This is a genomic window from Campylobacter sp. Cr9 (genome assembly GCF_020138295.1).
Classification (GTDB): Bacteria; Campylobacterota; Campylobacteria; order Campylobacterales; family Campylobacteraceae; genus Campylobacter_E.
This window is the reverse complement of record NZ_JACGBH010000001.1, coordinates 132044-155854: the sequence shown is the minus strand read 5'-3', so window position 1 is coordinate 155854 and position 23811 is coordinate 132044. Positions and strand designations below refer to the sequence as shown.

Below are 23811 nucleotides of genomic sequence, written 5' to 3'. Positions count from 1 at the left end.
GATTATTTCAAAATCTCGCTTAATTTATCAAAGCAAATTCCTAATTCAAATTCCGTTGAGATTTCAAAGGTATGAGCGTTAAATTTCTTATTAAATGTGCGTTGTCTTTTAGCAAGTTGTCTTGTATGAATTGTAATTAATTCTTCTAATTCTTCTTTTTTAATTCTTCCTTCATAGCAATCTATTATTTCTTTTGCTCCAATTGATTGTAAGGCTTTTGTATATCCATGTAATTTATATTGATTTATCACTTCATTAAAGGCATTAAGTTCTAGCATTTGCTTAGTTCTTAGCTCTATTCTTTTGTTTAATTCTTCTTTGTCCCATAAAATATCATAAATTAAAATATCCTTTATTAAAGGCTCTTGAGTGTTATTTTTAAGCCAAAGACTAGGGATTTCATTTGTAGTTAAATAAATGCTATACCATTTATTTAATCGATACTTATCATTAGCTGCGATTTTGCTATCTTTATCAATACTTTGCATTAGATTATAGATTTCATCAAGGCTTAAATTATGCTTAATATCATCAATTTTAGGGCTTAAACCATTAGTTAAAGCGCTTAGATAAAATCCACTTCCACCTACTATTATTAGATTTTTTTCATATTTTTTTGCATAATTTAAAGCATTTTTGTATTCATCAAAATAAAGCCCTACATTATAATCATCTTTAACGCTAATTAGATTTATTCCAAAATATTTAACTTCATTAAGCATAGCATTATCAGGCTTAGCATTTATAATATTTAGCTCTTTATATAAACATAAGCTATCAAGACTTAAAATCACTGCATTATGCTTTAGAGCAAGCTTATGAGCCAAGGCTGTTTTGCCACTTGCTGTTGTTCCTATTAGGGCTATTTTTTTCATTTTTATCCTTAAATCTTAATTAAAATATTATAAACTAGCATAAAGGATAGTTATGCAAAAGTTAAAAAATATTTTAGAATTAATTGTATTTAAGCATAGCATTTTTGCTTTGCCGTTTTTATTAGTTTCAATGCTTAGTGCTATAAAATTATATGATTTAAGCTTTAATGATATTTGGCTTAAGTTTATTTTGGCTCTTCTTTGTGCTGTTAGTGCAAGAAATTATGCAATGGCGTTAAATCGCTTGCTTGATGCAGATATTGATATCTTAAATGAAAGGACAAAAAATCGTCCTAGCGTAGATGGTAGGGTAGGTAGATTTAATTTAGCTTTATTTATAATTGCTAATGCTTGTATTTTTGTTCTATTAGCATATTTTATAAATGAATTGTGCTTTTATCTTAGCTTTTTTACACTTATTTTACTTGGTTCTTATTCTTTATTTAAACGCTTTTCATATCTAGCTCATATAATTTTAGGCTTATCGTTAGGTTTTGCTTGTATTGCTGGAGAAATTGTTCTTACTAATAGTGTTAGCTCTTATTCTATAGCTTTATGTTTTGCTGTTTGTTTTTGGACTGCTGGATTTGATTGTTTGTATGCTTTACAAGATTTAGAATTTGATAAAAATCAAGAATTATTTTCAATTCCATCATGTTTTGGAGAAAAGGCTACATTATTTATCGCTGCTATTTTTCATTTAATTGCGTTTTTGTTTTGGCTAGTATTTTTAGCTAGTGTAAATGTTGGATTTTATGCATATTTAGGCTTAATTATTGTAGGGCTTATGCTTATTTTAGAGCATATTATTGTAAGAAAAAATACAAAAAATATTGAAAGAGCTTTTTTTGATATTAATGCTTTTATTAGTATATTATTCTTAGTATTTTTTATAATTGATTTAAAGGTTAGCTAATGATTATGTATGAAACAAGATTTAAGATTGAATATGAAAAATGTGATGAATTAAGCGATAAATTTTTACAAGAATATAACGCTATGAATTATCATAAATCTTTGCAAGATTATAGACACAGAGCTTCTAAAATGGATATGTATCCTGAAGATAAATTGTTTTTTGAAATGCTTTGTGATATTAAAAGGGATATTTTAGAGCTTAAAAACCTTAAAAAAGATGAATTAATAACTCTTAGTGATGAAACATTTGCTAATGCAATTAATTATGATTTTATTAGAGTTGATGGCGTTTTAGAAGTTAATCAAAGCTATTATGCAAGGCTTGTTTTAGTAGATAGAACCATATCTTGTTGGCTCAAGGCTATTAGCGAAGATACTTTCAAAATCACACAAATGAAAAGATATGATCAAGAAGGTTTAAATATTTTCGTAGCAGATACTCAAAGAAATCTAATTCATATTAAAAAGGAAAAAAATGGGGATTGATTTAATAATTTATATTGTTTTTATAATTTTTATTATTTTGATGTTTTTGTATGTAAGGCTTACATCAAGAGATTTAAATGATAAATTAGATGGGGTTTTAAAGGCTATTGATGAAAATTACAAATCAATTCATAGGCTAGAGCAAGTTATTGAAAAGATGAAAATCGCTGAAATAAATCATTCAAAACAAAACGAATTTAATGATAATATTATGCAAAATTGCGAGTTTTTAATACATTCTATTATTGATGAAAGAATTAACGAATTAAATAGTGATTTAGGCATTATTCAAGAAAGTATTCAAGAAGTAACCAAAAGTCAAGATAGCAGAATTGCTAATTTAGAATTAGCAACCGAGCCAATCTCTAGACTAAAACCTGATGATGATTCTACTAGAATGCAGATTTTAAAGCTTTATGGCGATGGCAAAAGTGTTGATGAAATCGCAAGTCTTTTAAATAAAAGTCCGCAAGTAATTAATATAATTTTAAAAAGTTTATAAGGTTTAAAAATGTTAATAGATTCGTATGGAAGAAGAATAAATTATTTAAGAATTTCACTTACTCAAAGGTGTAATTTTAGGTGTTTATATTGTATGCCAAAAGTTCCTTTTAATCATGTGCCAAAAGAAAATTTATTAAGTTATGAAGAATTGTTTTTATTTGCAAAATTATGTATGGATAAAGGCGTGGATAAAATCCGTTTAACAGGTGGAGAGCCACTTGTAAGAGCAGATTTGGATAAATTTATAAAAATGCTAATTGATTATAAAAGTGATTTAGATTTAGCACTTACTACAAATGGCTATTTATTAAAAGAACAAGCTGCTAAACTAAAAGCTGCTGGACTTGTAAGAATTAATGTTTCTTTAGATACTTTAGTGCCTAGTAGGGCTAAGTTAATTTCTCAAAAAGATATATTAAAAGAAGTTTTAGAAGGCATTGAAGAAGCCTTAAGGGTAGGGCTAAAAGTAAAGGTAAATTGTGTTCCTTTAAAAGGCATTAATGAAGATGAATTATGTGATTTAATACTTTTTGCAAAGCAAAGAAATATCCAAATAAGATTTATTGAATTTATGGAAAACGAACACGCTTACGGACAATTAAAAGGCTTAAGAGAAGCTGAGATTTTAGGTAAAGTAAAGGAAAAATATGAAATCACAGCTTTAGAAAAAGAGCCAAATTCACCTGCAAGTTTATTTAAAATTAACGAGCTTGATTATGTTTTTGGTGTGATTAATCCACATAAGCATGATTTTTGTGAAAGTTGCAATCGCTTAAGACTTAGTGCTGAAGGATTTTTAATACCTTGCCTTTATTTTGATGAGGCTATGAGTATTAAAAAAGCTTTAAGAGATAAGGATATTAATAAGGCTTTAAGTATTTTAAATACGGTTTTAGAAAACAAACCTGAGAAGAATAAATGGGGCGAAGATGATAATAAAAGTTCAGCTAGGTCGTTTTCGCAAACGGGTGGATGATGAAGCTGGTTGAAGAGTTTTTGAGTATTCAAGGTGAGGGAATTTTTGCTGGAAAATTGGCTTATTTTATTCGTTTTGCGGGTTGTAATTTCTCTTGCTTTGGTTTTGGTGTTAAAAAAAGTAAGAATAATAAAGAATTTATAGGTTGTGATACTTTAAGAGCTGTTTATACAGCAGATTTTAGCGATGAATACAAAGAATTTGAAATAGGAATTTTAAAAGATAAATTAAGCTCATTTAAGCATAAACCTATGATAGTAATTACAGGTGGAGAGCCTTTAATTCATCAAGAAGAGCCTGAATTTATAGAGCTTTTAGAGTATTTAACGAATAATGATTATTTGGTTCAGTTTGAAACAAATGCTAGTATAAAACTAAAAAATTATGATTTTTACAAAAAGTGCTATTTTGCAATGGGTGTAAAGCTTGAAAATAGCAAAATGCCAAAAAACAAAAGAATTAATCACGAAGCAATTAATTCAATTATAAACAATTCAAAAGGAGCATTTTTTAAAATAGTTTTAGATAAGTTTGATTTAAATGATACTAGCGAATTACTTGCTTTAAGAAAAGATTATTCTAATAATGATTTTTATTTAATGCCAAAAGGCTCAACTAATAAAGAATTAAGTATGAATGCAAAAAGCGTTTTAGAATATGCAATTAATAATGGTTTTAATTATACCGATAGGGTGCATATTAGAATTTATGATGATTTGGAGGGTGTATGAGAATAGGAAAATTATTTGAGTTTGAAAACGCTCATATAGTTAGATTTTGTAGCTCAAAAAGGTGCAAAACTAGCATTCACGGACATTCATATAAACTTGAATTAGTATTAAAGGCAAATACACTTGATAAGGCTGGAATGGTCTATGATTTCGGGCTTTTAAAAGGAAATATTAAGCAAATCATAGATGCTTTTGATCATAGCACTTGCCTTTATATAGATGATGATAAAGAATATTTAGAAGATATTAAAAAACATTCAGCAAGATGGATAGAACTACCTTGCAATATCAGTGCAGAAAATTTAAGCATAGTATTTTTTATATTAATTTCAATTATTTTAAAAAACACCCAAATGCATAATAATGAAAGCGTAAAAGTTGATAAAATCAAGCTAAATGAGACTAGAACAGGCTGGGCTGAATGCGAATACGAAGATGCGTTTTATAATGATTTGCCTATAATTGATATTTCTAAAATCACATTCTCACAAGCTATTTTAGATGATTTTAGCGACCCTAGATTATTAGAAAAAATAAAAAATAATGAAATTTTTATAAATCCTAAGGAAGTTTAATGAGCGATTTTATTAGCATACATTTGTTTTTTGTCTATATTTTAGTGTTTTTAGAAATTTTATATTTTGTTTTTTCGCAATATCTTAAAGACATTCATAAATATATTTTTAGAATTAGAGTGCTACTACCAGCATATTACACCATAATTGCTTGTGTGTTTTTTACAGGGATTTTGCTTGAAGCAATGAAAGGCTTTAATGATTTTAGATTTTTAATGTTGTTTGGATTAATTTTAATTCTTGCAATTTCTATCTTTCAATTTATTAAGTTTAAAAAATATAGAAGAAGTAAAGAATATACGAAATTTAAAAAACTAAGCTTGTTTTTAGAACTAGCAAAATTACTTATTATGATGGGGCTTTTTAATGTTTTATTATTTTAATAAAGACGCAGGTGAAAGCGAAATTAGGCTTGATAGTGAATTAGTAGCTCATTTTAAGGCAAGAAGACAAAGCTTAGGAGATATCGTAAAATTAAGTAAATTAGATGGACTATTACACGAATACGAAATCGTATTTATGCAAAGAAATGATATTAGATTAAGTCTTAAAAATACTTTTGAATTTAAAACAAATAAAAGCGGATTAAGATTAGCCCTTGCAATGATAGAAATAGATAGTATTTTAGAAATTGCTCCTTATTTAAATGAATTAGGGCTTGAAGAATTATTTTTAGTTTATACAGATTTTTCTCAAAAATCTTATAAATTTGATGAGAAAAAATTAGCAAAGCTTGAAAAGATTTTGCATAATTCAAGCTCACAATGTGCAAGAGCCGATATTTTAAAAATTACTATTTTAAATAGCTTAAGTGAGCTTGCAAAACTATATAAAGATTTTATTTTGATTGATTTTAATAAAAACGACTTATGTGAATTTAATAAAGATTGTTTATATGTAATAGGCCCTGAAGGCGGATTTAGCGAAAAAGAAAGAAAATTATTCAAAACTCAAGGATTAAAAATATCAAATATTTTAAAGGCAAAAACCGCAGTAATTGGCATAAGTGCAAAAATTTTAATGTAGATTTAATGTAATTTAAGATACAATCTGCGTTTTTATTTACGCAAAAAAGGAAATATTATGAAAAAAGACATTCACCCAGATTATAAAAATTGCACCGTAGTTTGTGCTTGTGGAAATACTTTTGTTACTAAATCAAATAAAGAAGAATTAAGAGTAGATATTTGTTCAAATTGCCATCCATTTTTCACAGGTAGTGAAAAAATCGTAGATGCTGCAGGTAGAGTTGAGAAATTTAAGAAAAAATATCAAATGCAATAATGCTTTATTTCGTTCCTACACCAATAGGAAATCTAGGCGATATCTCATATCGTGCTTTAGAAGTCTTACAAGTTTGTGAGTTGATTTTTTGCGAAGATGTGCGAGTTTGTAAGGCTTTAATTAACTTACTTAGTGCTAAATATAATATAGATTTTGGAAGTAAAAACTACATATCATTACATTCACATAATGAAAAAGAATTTGATTTTTCAAATATTGATTTTTCAAAAAATATAGCTTTTTTAAGTGATGCAGGAATGCCTTGTATAAGTGATCCTGGAATTTCGTTAGTAAAATATGCTCAAGAAAATGATATAAAATATTGTGTAATGCCAGGTGCAAATGCTGCTATTACAGCACTTGTAGCTAGTGGATTTAGCGATAAAGAGTTTATATTTTTAGGATTTTTAAATATCAAAAAAAATCGTCAAGCACAAATAGAAAATGCACTAAATCAAGCTTATCCTACTATTTTATATGAAGCACCTACAAGAATTATGGATTTGATACAAGATATTGCTAAAATTGATGAAGATAAGGAAATATTTTTAATTAAAGAAATATCAAAAATGTATGAAAAAACATACAAAGACAAGGCAAAAAATTTAGCTAAATTGCTAAAAAATGAGAATTTAAAAGGCGAATGGGTAGTAGTAATTAATAATCAAATTCCTAATTCAAATTCTAATATCTCAAGCGAAGATATTTTAAGCCTTAATATTTCTTTAAAGGATAAGTCAAAATTACTTAGTAAATTAAACGGACTTAGCCCAAAACAAAATTATGAAAATTTATTAAAAAGTGAAGAAAAATGATAATTTATGGCAAACAAGTGTTTATGCACTATCTTAGCAAAGCACCAGAAAAAATAGAAGAAATATATTTAGCAAAAGATTTAGATAAACAAACTTTTAAAGATATTAATAAAATAGGTAAAAAAATCACAAAACTTGATTTTATAAAAGCTCAAGCAATGGCTAAGGGTGGAAATCATCAAGGTTTTTTAGCAAAAGTTAGCGAGTATGAATTAGCTAATATTAAAGATTTTAAAAATATGCAAAAAATTGTAATCTTACATGAGTTAAGCGATGTAGGAAATATAGGCTCAATTACTAGAAGTGCTTATGCTTTAGGCTTTGATGGGATAATTCATTCAGGAAATAATGTTAATCTTGAAGCTGTTATGAGAGCTAGTGCAGGTGCTTTGCTTGAGATGAAATTTACTCAAACTAAAGATATTTTAAGCTTGATTAATGAGTTTAAGCAAATTGGTTTTAATTTTTATGCAGCAAATCATTCAGAAAATGCAAAAGAGCATAATAAAATAACTTTTGCTTCTAAATCAGCTTTAATTATGGGAAGTGAAGGAAAAGGCTTAAGTGCTAAGATAATAAGAGCTTGTGATTTAGAAGTAAAAATTACAATGAAGAATAATTTTGATAGCCTAAATGTTAGCAATGCTTTTGCTATTTTAGGAGATAGGATAATGAATGAATAATTTAGATTATTTAAAAAGTTTTTCGGTAAAAGAAATTGCCTCAAAAACACATTTAGATGAAGCTAGAATAAAGGCTATTATTAATAAAGATTATGAGAGTTTAAGTAATGTTAATGTGGCTATGAATATTAAAATCTTAGAGCGTGAGTATAATATAGACTTTAGCGAATGGCTACAAGAATATAATGAATACAAAAGCAATAACCTTACAAATACTAAGAATTCTTTAAAAGTAAAGCCAAAGGTAATGGGCTATAATTCAGGTAATGAATCAAGCAGTAATTTAGCTTATTTTATCTATCTTAGTATAGCTACGATTGTTGTAATTGCAGGGGCTTTTTATTATTTTAATTATTATAATGAAGACACCGAAGAAGTAAAAGAAACTCCGCAACAACTTGTAAAAGAAGAAGTAAAAGAAGAAATAATAATACCTTTAGAAGAGATTAAAAAAGAGCCTATAAAAGAAATCATAAAAGAACCTATAAAAGAAATCAAACAAGCTCAAGAAGTAAAAGAAGAAATCAAACAAGAAGTAAAAGAAGTAGAAGAAAATAAGCAAGAAATTATTAAACCTATAAAAGAAGAAGTTCAAGAAAATATAGAAATTAAAGAACTCAAAGATACCCCAAAACCAAAAGAAGAAATTAAAGAAGAAGTAAAGGTAGAAGTAAAAAAAGAAAACAAATTATTACTTACTCCAAGCACTAAAGCATGGGTTAGTGTAAAAAATCTTAAAACAAAAGAAACCAAAAATTATATGGTTACAAAAAATGTAAGCTTTAATCAAGATTCTTTGATTTTCGTAGGAAATAATTTATTTTCACTATCTTTAAACGAAACGAATGTAGAACTTCCTAAAAATAGCGACCCAAGATATATATTATTTAAAGATGGAAAAGTTAAATTTATAACACAAAAAGAATATTCTAAATTAGACAAGGCGAAATGATGAAAAAATTATTATCTTTATTAGTATTTAGCTCTTTAATATATGCAAGTTCATCTTATGAAATAGCTTCTAAATTAGTAAATGATAGCTCAAAAGATGCTAAGCTTAGATTATTATTTCCAAGTGGTTCTTATATGCAAGGTGGAATGCCAAATATTAAGGCAATTACGCAAGTTTTAAAAATGAATTCATTACTTACTTACGCATATAACGATGCTTTAAATATGCAAGTAAAATTTAAAGCAAAGGCAAAAGCTGGAATATTTTTAAAAGCAATAACTCTTGCTTATGAGCAAATCGGAATTAATTATTATTTAATAAGCGAATACTCAAAAAACAACGATGAAATGAGCGTTGCTTTTACTATTAATTCAAAATTTAGCATAGACCCAGGTTCTTTATATGAAGCTTTAAGAAAAACAGGTGTTTATATAGTAGATGCTAAAAGAAATGGCAATGAATTTAGCTATGAATTAGACTTTAGTAGAGCAAGTATTCAAGCAGATTTTATGCTAAATAGTGGAAGTTTATTAGAACTTAGCAAGCCGCTTGATTCTTATTTTATAAAGATTAACAATGTTTCAAAGCTTATTATTGATAGAAATCTAAATAATATTTGGTATCCAAAAATTGAATTTTTAGATAAAAATCTTAATTTAATTTCAACTTATAAAAGTGATAAATCATTTAAAGAATTAAATCTTGCAGTGCCAAAAATGTGTGCTTATATAATTGTAGGAGATGCATTTACCTTAGAAAATATTAAGCTAGGATTAAATATAAAAGGAATGTAATGAAAATAGCATTATTAGGATTTGGAACGGTTGCTAGTGGGGTAGCAAAATTAATAGAAACAAACAAGGAATTAATAAAAAAACGCCTTGGAAAAGATATAGAAATATCTTTAGTTTATTCAAGAACACATAAAAATAATTGTCCTTATAAACAAACAAATAATTTTGAAGATATTTTAAATAGCGATGTTGATGTAGTTTGCGAGTTAATGGGCGGGACAACATTTGCTTATGAGTGTATAAAACAAGCTTTAGCTAAAGATAAGCATGTAATTACGGCAAATAAAGCCTTACTAGCTTATTATCGTTACGATATTGAAAAAATACTAAAGCCAAATCAATACTTTGGTTATGAAGCTAGTGTTGCTGGTGGAGTGCCTATTATTAAGATTATTAAAGAAGGTTTGAGTGCTAATAAATTTAATTGTATAAAAGGTATTTTAAACGGCACATCAAATTATATTCTAACAAAAATGCAAAATGAAGGGATAAGCTATGAAATAGCCTTAAAACAAGCTCAAGAATTAGGCTATGCTGAAGCAAATCCTTCGCTTGATATTAATGGAATGGATGCAGCCCATAAGCTTACGATTTTAGCAAGTTTAGCTTATGGGATTAATGTTAAGCCTGAAGATATTTTGGTTCAAGGAATTGATAAGATTAGCAATGATGATTTTTATTTTGCAAAGGAATTTGAATTCGGAATTAAGCTTTTAGCAATCGCAAAGCAAAACGAAGATAAAGTAGAAATAAGAGTTCATCCTACTTTAATAGACAAAAATCATATTTTAGCAAGTGTAAATAATTCTATGAACGCAATTTTACTAAATGACAACGCTTTAGGTGAGAGTTTATATTATGGAGCAGGTGCTGGTAGTCTTGAGACTGCTAGTGCGGTTTTAAGCGATTTAATGCAAATTGCTGATAATAAAACTCGCAAAATGTTAGGCTACAATGAATTGCCAAAAGTAAACCTTGTAAGTATTAATGATATAAGTTCAAAATACTACCTAAGACTTTGCGTAGATGATAAAATAGGTGTTTTAAACAAAATTACAAGCTTTATGAGTAATAACGAAATTAGCATAGATAGCCTAATGCAACGCCCATCAAAAAATCAAACAAGAACGATTTTTATAACAACACATATTGCAAATGAAGCAAAAATTACTAAATTGCTAAGCGAGTTACAAACTCAAGAATTTGTAAAAGGTGAAATTAATTTAATTAGAATTGAAGAATAATAATTCATTTAATAATTTGGAATATTATTTATAAAAGATAATTTTTATCCCATTTTTAAAATGGTTAAAAAGAAGGAAAAAATATGAAAGAGATTTATTTAGATAATAACGCTACAACGATGATTGATCCTAGCGTTTTTGAACTTATGAAACCATATTTAGAAAACATTTATGGTAATCCAAATTCGCTTCATCGTTTTGGACAAGCAACACATAAGCCACTAAATGAGGCTTTAGATAAATTATATTCAGGTTTAGGTGCAAGTGATTTAGATGATGTAATCATTACTTCATGTGCTACTGAGAGTATCAACTGGGTTTTAAAAGGCATTTATTTTGATGAGATTTTAAACAAAGATAAAAACGAAATCATAATAAGTGGAGTAGAACACCCTGCAGTTGGGGCTACCTGTGCTTTTTTAGAAGCAAGACTTGGTGTAAAAATCAAAACCTTACCTGTAAATAGCGAAGGCACTTGCAATGTGCAAGATTTAAAAGAAATGATAAGCGACAAAACTGCACTTGTAAATATCATGTGGGCGAACAATGAAACAGGAATGATTTTCCCTATTAAGCAATTATGCGATATTGCTCATGAGCATGGGGCTTTATTTCATACAGACGCAACTCAGGCAGTAGGTAAAATCAAAGTAGATTTTAGAAGTGCAGGGGTTGATTTTGCTTCATTTTCAGCTCATAAATTCCACGGACCAAAAGGAGTTGGTGGGCTTTATATTAAACAAGGCTTAAAGCTTACTTCATTACTTCATGGTGGAGAGCATATGGGTGGTCGTAGAAGTGGGACATTAAATGTTGCAGGAATTGTTGGAATGGCTGAGGCTTTAAGACTTGCAAATTTAATGCTAGATTACGAGAATTCACACATAAGAAGATTAAGAGATAAGCTTGAAGATGAGATTTTAACTATACCTGATGTTAGTGTGGTTGGAAGTAGAGAAAATAGAGTTCCTAATACTATTTTAGCAAGTATTAAAGGCGTTGAAGGCGAAGCAATGCTTTGGGATTTAAACAAGGCTGGCATAGCTGCAAGCACAGGAAGTGCGTGTGCATCTGAAAACCTTGAGAGCAATCCTATAATGGAAGCTATCGGAGCTGAAGCTGATTTAGCCCATACTGCATTAAGACTTAGTTTAAGTAGATTTAATACAGAAAGCGAAATTGATTATGCAGCAGAGCAAATCAAAATAGCTGCAAAGCGTTTAAGAGCAATTTCAAGCACTTATGCTTATACACCAAGCTTTCTTAAAAAGGATAAATAATGGCAAAGAATAATTTAATAAGCGGTTCAATTTGGGATGAGTATTCACAAAAAGTTCAGGATTTAATGAATAATCCAAGACACATGGGAGAGCTAACTGAAGAAGATGCAAAAGCAACTAATACAAAGCTTATTGTAGCAGATTTTGGAGCTGAGAGTTGTGGAGATGCTGTTAGGCTTTATTGGTTAGTTGATGAAGCTACAAATATCATAAAAGATGCTAAATTTAAAAGCTTTGGCTGTGGAACAGCGATTGCAAGTAGCGATACTATGGCAGGTTTATGTATAGGTAAAACGGTAGATGAAGCAGTAAAGATTACAAATATTGATGTTGAGTTTGCTATGCGTGATAATCCAGAAACTCCTGCAGTTCCACCTCAAAAAATGCATTGTAGTGTAATGGCTTATGATGTTATAAAAGCTGCAGCTGCTCAGTATAAAGGTGTAAATCCTGAAGATTTTGAAGAAGAAATAATAGTATGTGAGTGTGCAAGAGTTAGCCTTAAGACAATAAAAGAAGTAATAAGATTAAATGATTTAAAATCAGTTGAACAAATCACGCAATATACTAAAGCAGGAGCGTTTTGTAAATCTTGCGTAAGAGCTGGCGGACATGAAAAAAGAGAATACTATCTAGTAGATATTTTAGCTGAAACTAGAGCACAAATGGATAAAGAGCGTTTAGCAAAAGCTACGCTAAGTGATAATTTTGATGATTTAACCGTTGTAAAACAAATTAAAGCTGTAGAAGAGCTATTAGATGCTGAAATTCGCCCAATGCTTCATATGGATGGCGGTGATTTAGAAGTTATTGATATTCAAAAAGGCAATGATGGTATGTGCGATTTATATATTCGCTATTTAGGAGCATGTAGTGGCTGTTCTAGTGGAAGCACTGGGACATTATATGCGATTGAAAATGTTTTACAAGAAAACTTAAGTCCAAATATAAGAGTAATTCCTGTATAATTTATGGCAAGTTAAATTGCCATAAATTTTAAGGAATTTGAAATAGGAATTTCAATATCTGTTTTAAATTGCTAATCTTAAAATTACAAAAGACTTTCCGAAATTTAAGTTCCATTTTTACTAATACTTAAATTAACTAATTCCTAATCTTATTTTATTGTTTTCTCCTAGTTTTAAAAGTTCATCAAATAATTTATCCTTTTCTTTATCAAAATCAAATTTAAAGCTTTGTTTCATTAGTTTTTCTTTATCTACAAATTCATCCATTGAAATTCCATGTTTTTTAAAAATAGCTTGTAATTTAGGGTGATCAAGTCCTACACTTCCAGATGGTAAATCAAAATTATTCATAAATTCTTTTGATGATTTTTTAGCAAATTCAATTATTTTTAATTCTAAATCAGGTGTTATTTGATAGTTTTCCAATACTTCTTCTGCTGCTTTTAACACTTTATAATCTAAATCATTTTTAATTGGATCTAATTTTCTAGTCTCAGCTATTCCACAAGCTTCTAAAAACATCATTACCCCTACATCTTCTTTAGGAATTCTATTTAAATACTCACTATCTAATTCTTTATCTTTTCTAGGAGTGTGCCATTCGGTTGGAAAGTAAGTACAAAAACCAAACATAGACCAAGCAAAATCATCTTCAGCATTTGATATACACTTATTGATTAGTTCATCATTTATAGTATTTGCTGCTTTACTTTGAGTTTGTAAGGCTTCTTCAAATGAAGCGTTTTTATTATCTTTTAAATTATTTGTTTTAGTGTAAGAACTAAGAACAATCCTATCATTTATTATCATTTGCTCTCCTTTATTTGATAAGAAGTAGCAAAATATGTTCCTCTTAATTAAAAGAATTTGAATTAGGCTTTTAAATCTAGCAGTTTATAATCTTTAAGCTCATCAATTAGCTTTATACTAAACTCGCAAAAATCTTCTAAGGTATTTTTATCTTTTAATTCTTTTTCTTTATCTTCATTTATCTTTAAAGCATTTGAGTTTTTAAATAGTTGTATATCTTGCTTTAGTTTTCTTATGTGATTGTTTTCTTCATTTATTGCGTATTCTTTTAGCTTTGGATTAATTTCTATTTTTTCTTTCTTATCTTTTAATTCTTCTTTTGCTTGATTTAAGTTTTTAAAATATTCGCTTTCATCTTCAATGTATTGTTCTTTTACTAATATTTCTCCATCTTTATCTTTATCAAAAAATATTCTATTATTAATCATTTTTGAAATAGTGTTTATGTTTTTTTCGCCGATTTGACTTAAATAGTCTTCATCTGCTTTTTCATTTAGAACAATTTCATCTAATACATATATTCCATTTTTTTGTTGGTTAAAGTAAAGCCCATTGGTAAAAGTATTCATCAACTCTTCACTATTTAAAACCCCATTATTATCACTATCGCTTTCAAGATATTTTAAATCAAATGCAATCTCACTAAACCAACCCGCTACATAATTAGCCACATCGCCTTTTAAAATAGTTTTTCCATTTTCTTCTAAAAAATCATTTTTATTAAAAAAGCTTTTTAAATCTTTTAAAATATCTTTATCTAAGCTAATTCCTACGCTTTTATTATCAAGGCTAAAAAATACATTTAATTCTTTATCACTTGTTTTATATTCAAAATTATTTGTTTTTATATCTTTTCTTATTTGGCTTAGATTAATAGTGCTATTTACATTTTTTATTTTATGTAGGCTAGAGTTTAAGAACCCTCCCATATCGCAAATACTTAAATCCATTTTTATTCTCCTTTATTTAACTTATATCGGTTAATTTTATTTTTTTTTAAGAGTTTTTAGTAATAATTTACTAAATTTTTAAAAAAAGGAGAGATTATGAAGAAATTATTTTCATCTGTTGTTTTATTGTTAGCTTTAAGCTCAGTTGTATATGCTGCTGGGCATGAATATAAAAGACCAGTAAATCATTGCACAATTACTTGGTATGGCACATTGTATTGCAGCCCACATATCAATGATTGATTGAGAGAATTACGAATTTTTATTCGTAATTCTTAGATAAGAGTTAAAAAGCTTTTGTTTAATTTTCTTATATTTCCTTGAAAATTAACGCTGATTGTGTTGTTTTCTACATTTGTTACTTTGCCTATGCCAAATAATTTATGAGATACTAAAGCATTTATTTTAAACTCTGAATTTTCTTCTTTTACTTCTTCTTTTGCTTTAATTAGCATTATTTCGCTTACAAAAATACTTGGATTTGTTAAATCGTATTGAAAATAAAATTTCTTTTTAGCCCTAGTAATTGCTACATATAAAAGCCTTCTCTCTTCTTCAATATCAACCCCGCCACCCATAAAAGCACAAGGCATTTTGCCATTATCACAATCAATTAAAAATACATAAGAAAACTCAAGCCCCTTGCTAGCATGTATGCTTAAAAGATTTATGCACTCATTACTTTCTTTTAGGATTTGCTCTTGTAAGATGATTTTGTTTAAAAAATTAGTAAGTTTAGTAATATCAGCATTAAAGCCACATTCTCTTCTAATAATATCAAAAAACACCGAGCAGTTTTCTTCTCTAGCCTTTACATTATCAAATAATTTATGAACTTCTAAGCCTAATAATTTATTTAAAAATAAAGCAAATTTATCTTGTGTGTTAGTAAAAAGCTCCACAAAATCATTAATTTCTTTATTTTTAAAACTTGCTAGATTATCCTTTAGACTTTCAAGTAAAGAAAGCTTAGTAGCATTATTTTCTAGCTTTTCTAAGGCTTTTTCACCGAACTTTCTTTTAGGCATATTTATGATTTTTTTGAAAGCTAAATTATCATTATGATTAATATAAAGCCTTAAATAATTTAAAAGCAGTTTTATCTCAGCTCTTTCAAAAAACGGCACCGAGCCTATCACTTTATAAGGAATATTTTCGCTAATTAGCCTAGGCTCAATGAAGTTTGCACTCATATTCATTCTATAAATAATACAAATCTCACTAGGTTTTACATCGTTTTCTATAAGTTTTTTTATCTCATAAACTACTTCATGATAATTTTCAAGTCTAGTAATATCATCATCTATTTTATTATTAGTAAAAAGCTCTTTTCCATATCTTGATTTATTGTTTGAGATTACATTGTTTGCATGAGTTAATATAGTTTTCGTGCTTCTATAATTTTCTTCAAGTTTTATTATCTTTGCACCCTTAAAATCATCAGCAAAACCTAAAATATTTTGCACCCTTGCATGGCGAAATGAATAAATGCTTTGGTCATCATCGCCAACTACTACTATATTTTGATGAGCCGTGCAAAGTAGCTTTAATAATTTTAATTGAGCTAGGTTAGTATCTTGATACTCATCTACCATTATATAAGAGTATTTTTCGCTTACTTTTTTTGCAGTTGCAAGGTTTTGCTTTAAAATATCGTGCGGTAAAATGATTAAATCATCAAAGTCAATTAAATTATCTCTAGTTAAAATTTCTTCGTATTTTACATATATTTCGTGATTTGTATTTGCTGTTTCAAATTCCAAAGTATTTTTTACTTCTTCTATATAAGCAAGAGCTTTTTTTGTTTCATCGTTTAAAAACTCTCTTTCTTCTTTTAAAATTTCTTTATCTTTTTTATCTTTTACTAAGAAATTAATATCATCTAGCCTAATTTTATCTAAGACTAGGCTTTTTATAATGTCTTTTTTATCATCAGTATCAATTAGCCTATAATTTTTTCTTCTACGCCCATCAAGTAATTCTATATATTCACTCAAAAACTCCATTCCAAAGCTATGAAATGTGCTAAGGGTTGGTAAATTTCCACTAAAGCCAATATCATTTAGCATTGAAACTGCTCGCTCTTTCATAGAAGCTGCAGCCTTATTTGTAAATGTAAGGCTTAAGATTGATTCAGGACTAATTCCAACTTCGCTTATTAGATAAACTAATCTACTAATCATAGTTTGGGTTTTACCTGTTCCAGCACCTGCTAAAATTAGCAAACTTCCATCTACAAAAGTAGCCGCCTCTTTTTGAGCGGGATTTAGTTTATCTAAATAACTCATTCACAAAACTCCTGAACCATTTTTGAAATTTCATTTATACCTAATTGCCAAAACTCATCACTATTTAAATCAAGACCAAAAAGAGCAACTAATTCGGCTGGTGATTTAGAACCCCCACTTGCTAAAAACTCAGTATAAATATCCACAAAATTAGGGCATTTTCCACTCTTATAAAGTCCAAATAAAGCTAAAACTAATAATTGCGCATAAGAATACGCATAACAATAAAACGGCGAATGTATAAAATGCGGAATATAGCTAAACCAATATTTATATTTTTTGCGTAATTTTACGCTTTTACCAAACATTTTTTGCCCTTCAGCTAGCCATAAATCGCAAAGCTCATCTACACTTAATTCGCCTTCGTGATTATGTAAAGCTATTTCGAAATTTGTAAAATTAATTTGTCTAAAAAATGTTGCGAAAATATCTTCAATTTTACTTGCTAGAAGTGCTTTTTTCTCTTTTGCACTAAGCGTATCTTTAATAGCATCATAGGTTAGCATTTCAGCAAATACACTAGCAGTTTCAGCCGTTGTTAATGGAGTGTTTGCATTAAAATATCCAAGCTTTTGCCCAGCTAAACTTTGATGAATTAAATGTCCTAATTCATGAGCTAAGGTAAATAAATCTCTTCTATTATTTGTATGATTTAGCATTACGAATGGTTGAGGATTTATACCATAGCTAAATGCTCCACCACGCTTATTTTTAGCTGGATATACATCAAGTGCATGATTATTTAAAGCTTTTTGCATAATATCAGCAAATTTTGGACTAAATTTATTAAATGTATCTTTTACTACCTTACAAGACTTTTCAAAATCCCAATCATTGCTAGCATCAGAGTAAAGCGGTGCGTATCTATCATAATCTTTTAGCTCTTTTAAGCCTAGAATTTCACACTTTTTATTATAATATTTTTCTACCAGATGATAATTGCTTTCAGCAACTTTGATTAAACTCATAACGCTTTCATCGCTTATTTGATTGCTTAAATTCCTTGCTCTTAAAGGATTTTCATATCCTCTTAATTCACATTCGGTTTTGTGATGATTTTTAATCATATTAAAAATAAAGCTTAGAGTTTTGATATTTTTCTTAAGTCCTTTTGTAAGTGCGTCGGCAGCTCTTTTTCTTAAAGCTCTATCAGGGCTATAAAGTTTGCTTAGCAATTCTTCTTCGCTAATTTTTTCTAAATCAAGCTTAAAAGTAATATTGCTTAAATACTCATCAAATAATCTTGAAAAGGCTTCATTTCCATTTACGCTCATTTTCATAAATATTTGTTCGTTACTTTTGCTTAGCTGATATTTTTTGCTTTTTAGCCAGTTATTTAGCAAATATGAGTATTCGCTACTTTTGTTTGCAATTTCTTGTGCGTTTTCAAGTTCACAAAACTCAATTTCAAAAAATACTAATTTTGAAGAGATTTTTGTGCAAATTTCGCTTATTTCTTGCAAAAATGCTCCGTTTGAGCTATCTTTTGCAAAGTTTAAATAAGCATAAGCACCAGCCTTGCTAAGTCCTTCGTAAATATTTTCTAATTCTTTAATTCCTATTTCAAATTCCACGCATTCGTTAAGCTTGTTTTCATATTTACTAGCAAAATCATCGGCTCTTTTTTCTAAATCTTTTAAATTATCATATAAGTCTTCTTTATTTTTATAAATTATGCTTAAATCCCATTCCATTTTAAACCCTACTTAAATCTATTTGTGTATCAGAGCAAATCGCAGAAAATAGCACATCAGTTGAGCTATTTAGTGCAGTTTCAACGCTATCTTGAATAACACCTATTATAAAGCCAACTCCAACTACTTGCATAGCAATATCATCGCTTATTCCAAATAACGAGCAAGCAAGTGGAACTAAAAGTAAAGAACCCCCAGCAACCCCACTAGCCCCACAAGCAGCAAATGCAGCTAAAAAGCTTAATAATAATGCCTGAGTAAAGCTTACATTAATTCCTAGAGTATGCACAGCCGAAAGTGCTAATATAGCAATGGTTACAGCTGCTCCTGCCATATTGATGGTTGCACCTAGTGGAATTGAAACTCCATATAATTCTTTATCTACATTTATTTTTGAGCAAAGTGCCATATTTACAGGAATATTTGCAGCCGAACTTCTAGTAAAGAAAGCATAAATTGCAGAATGTTTTAAACAAACCCAAACTAAAGGATAAGGATTTTTCTTAGTTACAACAAATACTATTAAAGGATTTATTACAAATGTTACAAATAGCATAGTGCCAACCAAAACTACTAATAACATCGCATAATTTGCCATTGTTTCAATTCCTGTTCTTGCTATATTTGAGCTTACAAGTCCAAAGATTCCAAATGGTGCTAAGCGAACTATAAATGCTACGATTTTAATAGTTCCTTCGTTAATATCTATAAAAACTCTTTTTACTTCTTTTGAGCAAGTCTTAAGTGCAATTCCTGCTGCAATCGCCCAAGTTAAAATACCTATATAATTTCCGTTAGCTAAGGCTTTTACAGGGTTTTCAACCATACTAAATAATAAATCTTGAAATACTTTAATAACACTACTAGGTGGGATCAAATCAGTATTTTGTGGGATTTCTAAAATTAGTTTTGTAGGGAATAAAAATGACGCTATAACAGCGCAAACAGAAGCTAAAAATGTTCCTATTAAATATAAAATTATAACTTTTTTAATTTTCTTTGTTCCATCTCCGTATTCTCTAGTAGAAATCGCACTAAGCACTAAAATAAATACTAAAATTGGAGCAATAGCTTTCAATGCACCTATAAAAAAATTACCCAAAAGTGAAGTAAAATCAACCAAACTAGGAACAAAAATTCCAACAATAACACCTAAAATAATGCCTATTAGTATTTGCACGATTAAATTAGTGCTTTTATACCTTGTAATAACTGAACTTAGCATACTCATAAACTCTCCTTAAAAAGGAAAAAATATAGCAAATCACTCTTACAAAACATTAACTATAAAGGCTAAAATTAAGCAAAAATTTATTATAAAGGATAATAAATGTATTTATTCACAAGTGAAGTAGTTAGTGCGGGTCATCCTGATAAATGTGCTGATATCATTGCTGATAGCATAGTTGATTTGCATATAAACTATGATAAAAATGCTCGTGTAGCAAGCGAAGTATTCGTAGCTGGTAAAAATGTAATAATCGGCGGAGAAATCAAATCAAATTTAAAAGTTAGTCAAGAAGAATACGAAGAATTAGTAAAAAACGCTTTAATTAAGATAGGTTATAAAGAAGATTCACATTTTAGCAAGGCTGAGTGCTTACACCCAAGTGATGTTAAAGTGCAAGTTTTATTAAACGAACAAAGTAATGATATTAATCAAGGTGTTGATCAAAAAGACGGCGAAATAGGAGCAGGAGATCAGGGTATGATGTTTGGCTTTGCAAGTAGTGAAGCGCCTGAATTTATGCCTGCTGCAATTTATTATGCAAGATTAATTTGCAATAAAGTTTATGAATACGCTCTAAATAATCCGCATGAGTTTGGAGTTGATATAAAAACTCAAGTTACAATTGATTATGAGAGCAAAGAAAATTACGAAAATTGTAAGCCTAAAAAAATCCATACAATAGTAGTTTCAGCTCCAAGTGTGAGTTCTTTAAGTCTTGATGAGGTTCGCACAAAAATTATGAGTTTAATAGAAAACTCAGGCTTACCAAAAGAATTATTTAATAAAAACGATTGCATTATTTATATTAACCCAACGGGTCGCTATGTAAATCACTCAAGCTTACATGATAGTGGTCTTACAGGAAGAAAACTAATAGTAGATAGTTTTGGTGGGTATAGTCCAATAGGTGGGGGTGCTCAAAGCTCTAAAGATTATACCAAGGTTGATAGAAGTGGGCTATATGCTGCAAGATACATTGCAAAAAATATCGTAGCAAGTGGCTTAGCTAAAAAGTGCATAGTGCAAATTAGCTATGCAATAGGTATTGCAAAACCAACAAGCGTAAATGTTGATTGTATGGGAACAAATACAAGTGTAGATGATAATATTTTAAGTGCATTTGTTGAAAGCAATTTCGCTTTAACTCCTAGATGGATTAAAGAAAAATTTAGATTAGATGAACCAAGCAAAGCAGGATTTTCTTATGCTGATGTGGCAACTTACGGACAAGTTGGCGTTGCATCATATCCTTGGGAAAAGCTTGATAGCGTTGAGATTTTTAAAAGTTTAGCGAAATGAAAGTCGGAGTTATTGGATTAGGTGCAGTTGGCAGTGCAGCTTCTTTTATGATTGCAAGTTGCAATATAGCAAACGAACTTTATTTGTTTGATAAGATACAAGGTCTTGCACTTGCAAGTATGCAAGATCTTGAAGATTCGTTAGAATATACGAATTCAAATTCTAAAATAATCGCAGCAAATAATTTAAGCGAATTAGTTCAATGTGATGTTATTGTTCTAGCTTATACAGCTTGTATTGAGCCTGATAGAACGCTTGAGCTTAAGGCAAATTATGAACCTTTAAAAGAAATCATTAAAGGCTTAGATGGTTTCAAAGGTATTTTTGTAATCGCTACTAATCCAAATGATAGCATAGTTTATTATGCTCAAAAATTAAGCAAAATTGATGCTACAAAAGTAATAGGAACAGGAACTACCCTAGATAGTGCAAGAGTAAAGATTGAAATAGCAAAAAGAACTAATGTTTCGTATAAAAATATAAATGCTTATATGTTAGCAGAGCATGGAGATACTCAGTTTTTATATGCTAGCAATGCTAGTATTGCAGGTAAAAATATAAGCGAATTTAATTTAAATTTAGAAGAAATTGAAAACAAAGCTCGTTTTAAAGGCGGAGAGATTTTTAAGGTTAAAGGCAAAACGGAATTTGGAATAGGAAGCACGATTGCAAGAATTATTAAGGCTATTAAAGATGATGAGAATTTAATCACGCCTTTAAGTTTCGTTCAAGGCAATTTAGCTTATTCTCGCCCTGTTATTTTAGGCAAAGGTGGGATTAAAAAAGTTCTTGATTTAAACCTAAGCGAAAGCGAAAAAGAAAAGTTAGAAATTTCAAAAAACTATATTTTAAAAACCATAAACTCAGTTGTTAATTTTTTATAATTTTTGTTTAATATACCTTTAAGATATTAAAGGGGTTAAAATTGTTAGAAAAGGCTAAGTGAAATATCCAAGCTAAATTAAAATGAAACTTATTAAGCTTAGCCTTTAGGTTGGTTTGTGAGTGGAATTTGAAATAGGAATTTCGTTTGCTATTCGTAATTTAAGCTTATTTAGTATATGATAATCATTTTAAAATAAGCTAAGTTTAATGATAATTTTAAGCTTATAAAAGTATTTAAAGGAAATAAAATGATTAAAACACCATCTAATTCAATAACCAAAAAAGTAGGCTTTATATTTTTACTTGCAATATTGCTTCAAATCCCATTGTTTTTTATAGATGGCATAATAAATGAAAGAAATAATACTTATGAAAATATGATTGATAATCTAGGCAATGAATGGGGCAAAAAGCAAACTATACATGGGATTTTTCTAGTAATTAATGGTACTAAAGAGCAAGATATAAAAGATCAAGAAGGCAATATCACTACACAAAAAATCGCCTACGAAAAAATCATAATCCCAAGCCAAATTGATGTAAAAGTTGATATTTTAGATGAGATTAGACAAAAAGGAATATATAAAGCAAGTGTTTATAATGCAAATATTGGCATTAGTGGTAATTTTATTGATTTAGATGAAAAATTACCGCAAGATTTTGATGAAATTTATTTATCTTTAGGTTTATTAGATGCAAAATCATTAGTAAATATCTCAACTCTTAAATTAAATGGCGTTGATTTAAAACCAAATGCAGGAACAAATAGTAAAAATTATCACTTAATATATGGAATCTCATCATTAGTTAATAAGAATTTATTAGCAAATAATACATCTTTTGAAATCTCTTTTACATTAAGGGGTTCAAAAGGCATAGAGATACTTCCTTTAGCGCAAAAGAATACCTTAGATATTAATTCAAAAGAAAGCAAGCCTAGTTTTTATGGGACATTGCCAGTTAGCAAAAATCTTGATAATAATGGTTTTAATGCAAAATATGAAATTATGCCATTTACTATGAATTATCAAAAAGCTATAAATAATTCAAATCAATATCTAAGCGATAATCTAATCGGAATTAATCTATACGAAGGCATTACTCATTATAGACAAGTAATAAGAGCTACTAAATACAGCATATTATTTATAATGCTTAGTTTATTTGTGGTTTATGTTTTTGAAATTTTAGGCAAAAAACCAACTCATTATATTCAATACGGAGTTGTTGGATTTTCGCTAACTTTGTTTTATTTGGTTTTACTTTCAATGTCAGAGTATCTTAGTTTTGAACTTGCCTATATTATCGCTACATTAATGGTTGTAATACCAAACGCACTTTATATAAAAGCCCTTACAAAAAGCAAGAAATTTGGCCTTGGAATGCTGTTATTTTTAGGTGGAGTTTATGCTGTGTTATTTTCTGTGCTTCAAATGGAGCAATTCGCATTACTTACAGGAACAATTCTTATAATGATAGTTTTATATGTTCTTATGTATATTACTAAAAATATTGATAATTTTTTGGATAAAAAAGCTGAATAAATAAAAGATAAAAAAGAATTTGAAA

26 protein-coding genes are annotated in these 23811 nt (G+C 28.7%); 20 read left to right on the top strand and 6 right to left on the bottom strand.

Going from position 1 to position 23811, the window contains the following annotated elements; translation table 11 throughout:
- Window positions 1-2 precede the first annotated feature (2 nt).
- The gene (gene miaA, locus AVANS14531_RS00825; RefSeq protein WP_336610965.1) at window positions 3-875 is read right to left on the bottom strand and encodes a tRNA (adenosine(37)-N6)-dimethylallyltransferase MiaA; all 873 of its coding nucleotides are present in this window, start codon (window positions 873-875) and stop codon (window positions 3-5) included.
- A 52-nt stretch (window positions 876-927) separates the two neighbouring features.
- Here miaA and AVANS14531_RS00820 point away from each other — a divergent pair, with 52 nt between their 5' ends.
- The 16 genes from AVANS14531_RS00820 to AVANS14531_RS00745 all read left to right on the top strand — a co-directional run bounded on the left by AVANS14531_RS00820 (window position 928) and on the right by AVANS14531_RS00745 (window position 13085).
- A complete protein-coding gene (locus tag AVANS14531_RS00820) occupies window positions 928-1791 on the top strand; it encodes a UbiA-like polyprenyltransferase (protein ID WP_336610964.1) in 864 nt (287 codons plus the stop codon).
- Window positions 1791-2279 carry a hypothetical protein gene (locus AVANS14531_RS00815; RefSeq protein WP_239817335.1) on the top strand — a complete coding sequence of 163 codons (489 nt, stop codon included), beginning with the start codon at window positions 1791-1793 and terminating at the stop codon, window positions 2277-2279. The genes AVANS14531_RS00820 and AVANS14531_RS00815 overlap by 1 nt, the downstream gene beginning before the upstream one ends.
- Window positions 2269-2781: a helix-turn-helix domain-containing protein gene (locus AVANS14531_RS00810; protein ID WP_336610963.1), complete on the top strand. Its 513-nt coding sequence runs from the start codon at window positions 2269-2271 to the stop codon at window positions 2779-2781. Before AVANS14531_RS00815 ends, AVANS14531_RS00810 begins: the two co-directional genes overlap by 11 nt.
- A 9-nt stretch (window positions 2782-2790) precedes the next feature.
- Window positions 2791-3759, top strand: coding sequence for a GTP 3',8-cyclase MoaA (gene moaA, locus AVANS14531_RS00805; RefSeq protein WP_239817333.1), 969 nt, complete (start codon window positions 2791-2793; stop codon window positions 3757-3759).
- Entirely contained in the window at window positions 3759-4490 is a 732-nt protein-coding gene (locus tag AVANS14531_RS00800) for a 7-carboxy-7-deazaguanine synthase QueE (RefSeq protein WP_239817332.1), read from the top strand. Before moaA ends, AVANS14531_RS00800 begins: the two co-directional genes overlap by 1 nt.
- On the top strand, window positions 4487-5065 hold the full coding sequence (locus tag AVANS14531_RS00795) for a 6-pyruvoyl trahydropterin synthase family protein (RefSeq protein WP_336610962.1): 579 nt from the start codon (window positions 4487-4489) through the stop codon (window positions 5063-5065). The genes AVANS14531_RS00800 and AVANS14531_RS00795 overlap by 4 nt, the downstream gene beginning before the upstream one ends.
- The gene (locus tag AVANS14531_RS00790) at window positions 5065-5448 is read left to right on the top strand and encodes a hypothetical protein (protein WP_336610961.1); all 384 of its coding nucleotides are present in this window, start codon (window positions 5065-5067) and stop codon (window positions 5446-5448) included. Before AVANS14531_RS00795 ends, AVANS14531_RS00790 begins: the two co-directional genes overlap by 1 nt.
- Entirely contained in the window at window positions 5432-6091 is a 660-nt protein-coding gene (locus AVANS14531_RS00785; protein WP_336610960.1) for a 16S rRNA (uracil(1498)-N(3))-methyltransferase, read from the top strand. The genes AVANS14531_RS00790 and AVANS14531_RS00785 overlap by 17 nt, the downstream gene beginning before the upstream one ends.
- 57 nt (window positions 6092-6148) lie before the next feature.
- The gene (gene rpmE, locus AVANS14531_RS00780; protein ID WP_239817328.1) at window positions 6149-6349 is read left to right on the top strand and encodes a 50S ribosomal protein L31; all 201 of its coding nucleotides are present in this window, start codon (window positions 6149-6151) and stop codon (window positions 6347-6349) included.
- On the top strand, window positions 6349-7164 hold the full coding sequence (gene rsmI, locus AVANS14531_RS00775) for a 16S rRNA (cytidine(1402)-2'-O)-methyltransferase (protein ID WP_336610959.1): 816 nt from the start codon (window positions 6349-6351) through the stop codon (window positions 7162-7164). Before rpmE ends, rsmI begins: the two co-directional genes overlap by 1 nt.
- Window positions 7161-7847, top strand: a complete 687-nt coding sequence (gene rlmB, locus AVANS14531_RS00770) for a 23S rRNA (guanosine(2251)-2'-O)-methyltransferase RlmB (protein WP_336610958.1) — start codon at window positions 7161-7163, stop codon at window positions 7845-7847. Before rsmI ends, rlmB begins: the two co-directional genes overlap by 4 nt.
- Window positions 7840-8799: a hypothetical protein gene (locus AVANS14531_RS00765; RefSeq protein ID WP_336610957.1), complete on the top strand. Its 960-nt coding sequence runs from the start codon at window positions 7840-7842 to the stop codon at window positions 8797-8799. Before rlmB ends, AVANS14531_RS00765 begins: the two co-directional genes overlap by 8 nt.
- Window positions 8799-9593, top strand: coding sequence for a hypothetical protein (locus tag AVANS14531_RS00760; protein WP_336610956.1), 795 nt, complete (start codon window positions 8799-8801; stop codon window positions 9591-9593). The genes AVANS14531_RS00765 and AVANS14531_RS00760 overlap by 1 nt, the downstream gene beginning before the upstream one ends.
- Window positions 9593-10837 (top strand): homoserine dehydrogenase, encoded by a 1245-nt coding sequence (locus AVANS14531_RS00755; RefSeq protein ID WP_336610955.1) that lies wholly within the window; start codon window positions 9593-9595, stop codon window positions 10835-10837. The genes AVANS14531_RS00760 and AVANS14531_RS00755 overlap by 1 nt, the downstream gene beginning before the upstream one ends.
- A gap of 83 nt (window positions 10838-10920) precedes the next feature.
- On the top strand, window positions 10921-12117 hold the full coding sequence (locus AVANS14531_RS00750) for a NifS family cysteine desulfurase (protein WP_239817322.1): 1197 nt from the start codon (window positions 10921-10923) through the stop codon (window positions 12115-12117).
- Entirely contained in the window at window positions 12117-13085 is a 969-nt protein-coding gene (locus tag AVANS14531_RS00745; protein WP_336610954.1) for an iron-sulfur cluster assembly scaffold protein, read from the top strand. The genes AVANS14531_RS00750 and AVANS14531_RS00745 overlap by 1 nt, the downstream gene beginning before the upstream one ends.
- Window positions 13086-13217: 132 nt before the next feature.
- Here AVANS14531_RS00745 and AVANS14531_RS00740 read toward each other — a convergent pair whose 3' ends face one another.
- On the bottom strand, window positions 13218-13895 hold the full coding sequence (locus AVANS14531_RS00740; RefSeq protein ID WP_336610953.1) for a hypothetical protein: 678 nt from the start codon (window positions 13893-13895) through the stop codon (window positions 13218-13220).
- Window positions 13896-13957: 62 nt separating this feature from the next.
- Complete coding sequence (locus AVANS14531_RS00735; protein WP_336610952.1) at window positions 13958-14845, bottom strand: hypothetical protein; 888 nt, start codon at window positions 14843-14845, stop codon at window positions 13958-13960.
- Between the two features lie 96 nt (window positions 14846-14941).
- Here AVANS14531_RS00735 and AVANS14531_RS00730 point away from each other — a divergent pair, with 96 nt between their 5' ends.
- Entirely contained in the window at window positions 14942-15088 is a 147-nt protein-coding gene (locus AVANS14531_RS00730; protein ID WP_336610951.1) for a hypothetical protein, read from the top strand.
- 32 nt (window positions 15089-15120) lie between these two features.
- Here the strand turns inward: AVANS14531_RS00730 and AVANS14531_RS00725 are convergent, their stop codons facing one another.
- The 3 genes from AVANS14531_RS00725 to sstT are packed head-to-tail and all read right to left on the bottom strand — an operon-like array spanning window position 15121 to window position 20052.
- Window positions 15121-17133 carry an ATP-dependent helicase gene (locus AVANS14531_RS00725; RefSeq protein ID WP_336610950.1) on the bottom strand — a complete coding sequence of 671 codons (2013 nt, stop codon included), beginning with the start codon at window positions 17131-17133 and terminating at the stop codon, window positions 15121-15123.
- Window positions 17130-18827 (bottom strand): M3 family oligoendopeptidase, encoded by a 1698-nt coding sequence (locus tag AVANS14531_RS00720; protein ID WP_336610949.1) that lies wholly within the window; start codon window positions 18825-18827, stop codon window positions 17130-17132. The genes AVANS14531_RS00725 and AVANS14531_RS00720 overlap by 4 nt, the downstream gene beginning before the upstream one ends.
- 1 nt (window position 18828) lies before the next feature.
- Window positions 18829-20052: a serine/threonine transporter SstT gene (gene sstT, locus AVANS14531_RS00715; RefSeq protein WP_336611029.1), complete on the bottom strand. Its 1224-nt coding sequence runs from the start codon at window positions 20050-20052 to the stop codon at window positions 18829-18831.
- Window positions 20053-20157: 105 nt separating this feature from the next.
- Here sstT and metK point away from each other — a divergent pair, with 105 nt between their 5' ends.
- From metK to creD, 3 genes are all read left to right on the top strand, one after another.
- Window positions 20158-21357, top strand: a complete 1200-nt coding sequence (metK, locus tag AVANS14531_RS00710) for a methionine adenosyltransferase (protein WP_336610948.1) — start codon at window positions 20158-20160, stop codon at window positions 21355-21357.
- A complete protein-coding gene (locus AVANS14531_RS00705; RefSeq protein WP_336610947.1) occupies window positions 21354-22241 on the top strand; it encodes a lactate/malate family dehydrogenase in 888 nt (295 codons plus the stop codon). The genes metK and AVANS14531_RS00705 overlap by 4 nt, the downstream gene beginning before the upstream one ends.
- Window positions 22242-22490: 249 nt before the next feature.
- On the top strand, window positions 22491-23786 hold the full coding sequence (creD, locus tag AVANS14531_RS00700; RefSeq protein ID WP_336610946.1) for a cell envelope integrity protein CreD: 1296 nt from the start codon (window positions 22491-22493) through the stop codon (window positions 23784-23786).
- Window positions 23787-23811: the final 25 nt, after the last annotated feature.

Bases quoted from the DNA above. Each gene is read 5' to 3' on its own strand.
- AVANS14531_RS00725 (WP_336610950.1), bottom strand. From the start codon at position 17,133: ATGAGTTATTTAGATAAACTAAATCCCGCTCAAAAAGAGGCGGCTACT.
- AVANS14531_RS00760 (WP_336610956.1), top strand. From the start codon at position 8,799: ATGAAAAAATTATTATCTTTATTAGTATTTAGCTCTTTAATATATGCA.
- AVANS14531_RS00790 (WP_336610961.1), top strand. From the start codon at position 5,065: ATGAGCGATTTTATTAGCATACATTTGTTTTTTGTCTATATTTTAGTG.
- AVANS14531_RS00730 (WP_336610951.1), top strand. From the start codon at position 14,942: ATGAAGAAATTATTTTCATCTGTTGTTTTATTGTTAGCTTTAAGCTCA.
- metK (WP_336610948.1), top strand. From the start codon at position 20,158: ATGTATTTATTCACAAGTGAAGTAGTTAGTGCGGGTCATCCTGATAAA.
- AVANS14531_RS00810 (WP_336610963.1), top strand. From the start codon at position 2,269: ATGGGGATTGATTTAATAATTTATATTGTTTTTATAATTTTTATTATT.
- AVANS14531_RS00765 (WP_336610957.1), top strand. From the start codon at position 7,840: ATGAATAATTTAGATTATTTAAAAAGTTTTTCGGTAAAAGAAATTGCC.
- AVANS14531_RS00745 (WP_336610954.1), top strand. From the start codon at position 12,117: ATGGCAAAGAATAATTTAATAAGCGGTTCAATTTGGGATGAGTATTCA.
- AVANS14531_RS00795 (WP_336610962.1), top strand. From the start codon at position 4,487: ATGAGAATAGGAAAATTATTTGAGTTTGAAAACGCTCATATAGTTAGA.
- rsmI (WP_336610959.1), top strand. From the start codon at position 6,349: ATGCTTTATTTCGTTCCTACACCAATAGGAAATCTAGGCGATATCTCA.
- rpmE (WP_239817328.1), top strand. From the start codon at position 6,149: ATGAAAAAAGACATTCACCCAGATTATAAAAATTGCACCGTAGTTTGT.
- AVANS14531_RS00705 (WP_336610947.1), top strand. From the start codon at position 21,354: ATGAAAGTCGGAGTTATTGGATTAGGTGCAGTTGGCAGTGCAGCTTCT.
- AVANS14531_RS00735 (WP_336610952.1), bottom strand. From the start codon at position 14,845: ATGGATTTAAGTATTTGCGATATGGGAGGGTTCTTAAACTCTAGCCTA.
- AVANS14531_RS00750 (WP_239817322.1), top strand. From the start codon at position 10,921: ATGAAAGAGATTTATTTAGATAATAACGCTACAACGATGATTGATCCT.
- rlmB (WP_336610958.1), top strand. From the start codon at position 7,161: ATGATAATTTATGGCAAACAAGTGTTTATGCACTATCTTAGCAAAGCA.
- AVANS14531_RS00800 (WP_239817332.1), top strand. From the start codon at position 3,759: ATGAAGCTGGTTGAAGAGTTTTTGAGTATTCAAGGTGAGGGAATTTTT.
- moaA (WP_239817333.1), top strand. From the start codon at position 2,791: ATGTTAATAGATTCGTATGGAAGAAGAATAAATTATTTAAGAATTTCA.
- sstT (WP_336611029.1), bottom strand. From the start codon at position 20,052: ATGCTAAGTTCAGTTATTACAAGGTATAAAAGCACTAATTTAATCGTG.
- AVANS14531_RS00820 (WP_336610964.1), top strand. From the start codon at position 928: ATGCAAAAGTTAAAAAATATTTTAGAATTAATTGTATTTAAGCATAGC.
- AVANS14531_RS00720 (WP_336610949.1), bottom strand. From the start codon at position 18,827: ATGGAATGGGATTTAAGCATAATTTATAAAAATAAAGAAGACTTATAT.
- AVANS14531_RS00740 (WP_336610953.1), bottom strand. From the start codon at position 13,895: ATGATAATAAATGATAGGATTGTTCTTAGTTCTTACACTAAAACAAAT.
- miaA (WP_336610965.1), bottom strand. From the start codon at position 875: ATGAAAAAAATAGCCCTAATAGGAACAACAGCAAGTGGCAAAACAGCC.
- AVANS14531_RS00785 (WP_336610960.1), top strand. From the start codon at position 5,432: ATGTTTTATTATTTTAATAAAGACGCAGGTGAAAGCGAAATTAGGCTT.
- creD (WP_336610946.1), top strand. From the start codon at position 22,491: ATGATTAAAACACCATCTAATTCAATAACCAAAAAAGTAGGCTTTATA.
- AVANS14531_RS00755 (WP_336610955.1), top strand. From the start codon at position 9,593: ATGAAAATAGCATTATTAGGATTTGGAACGGTTGCTAGTGGGGTAGCA.
- AVANS14531_RS00815 (WP_239817335.1), top strand. From the start codon at position 1,791: ATGATTATGTATGAAACAAGATTTAAGATTGAATATGAAAAATGTGAT.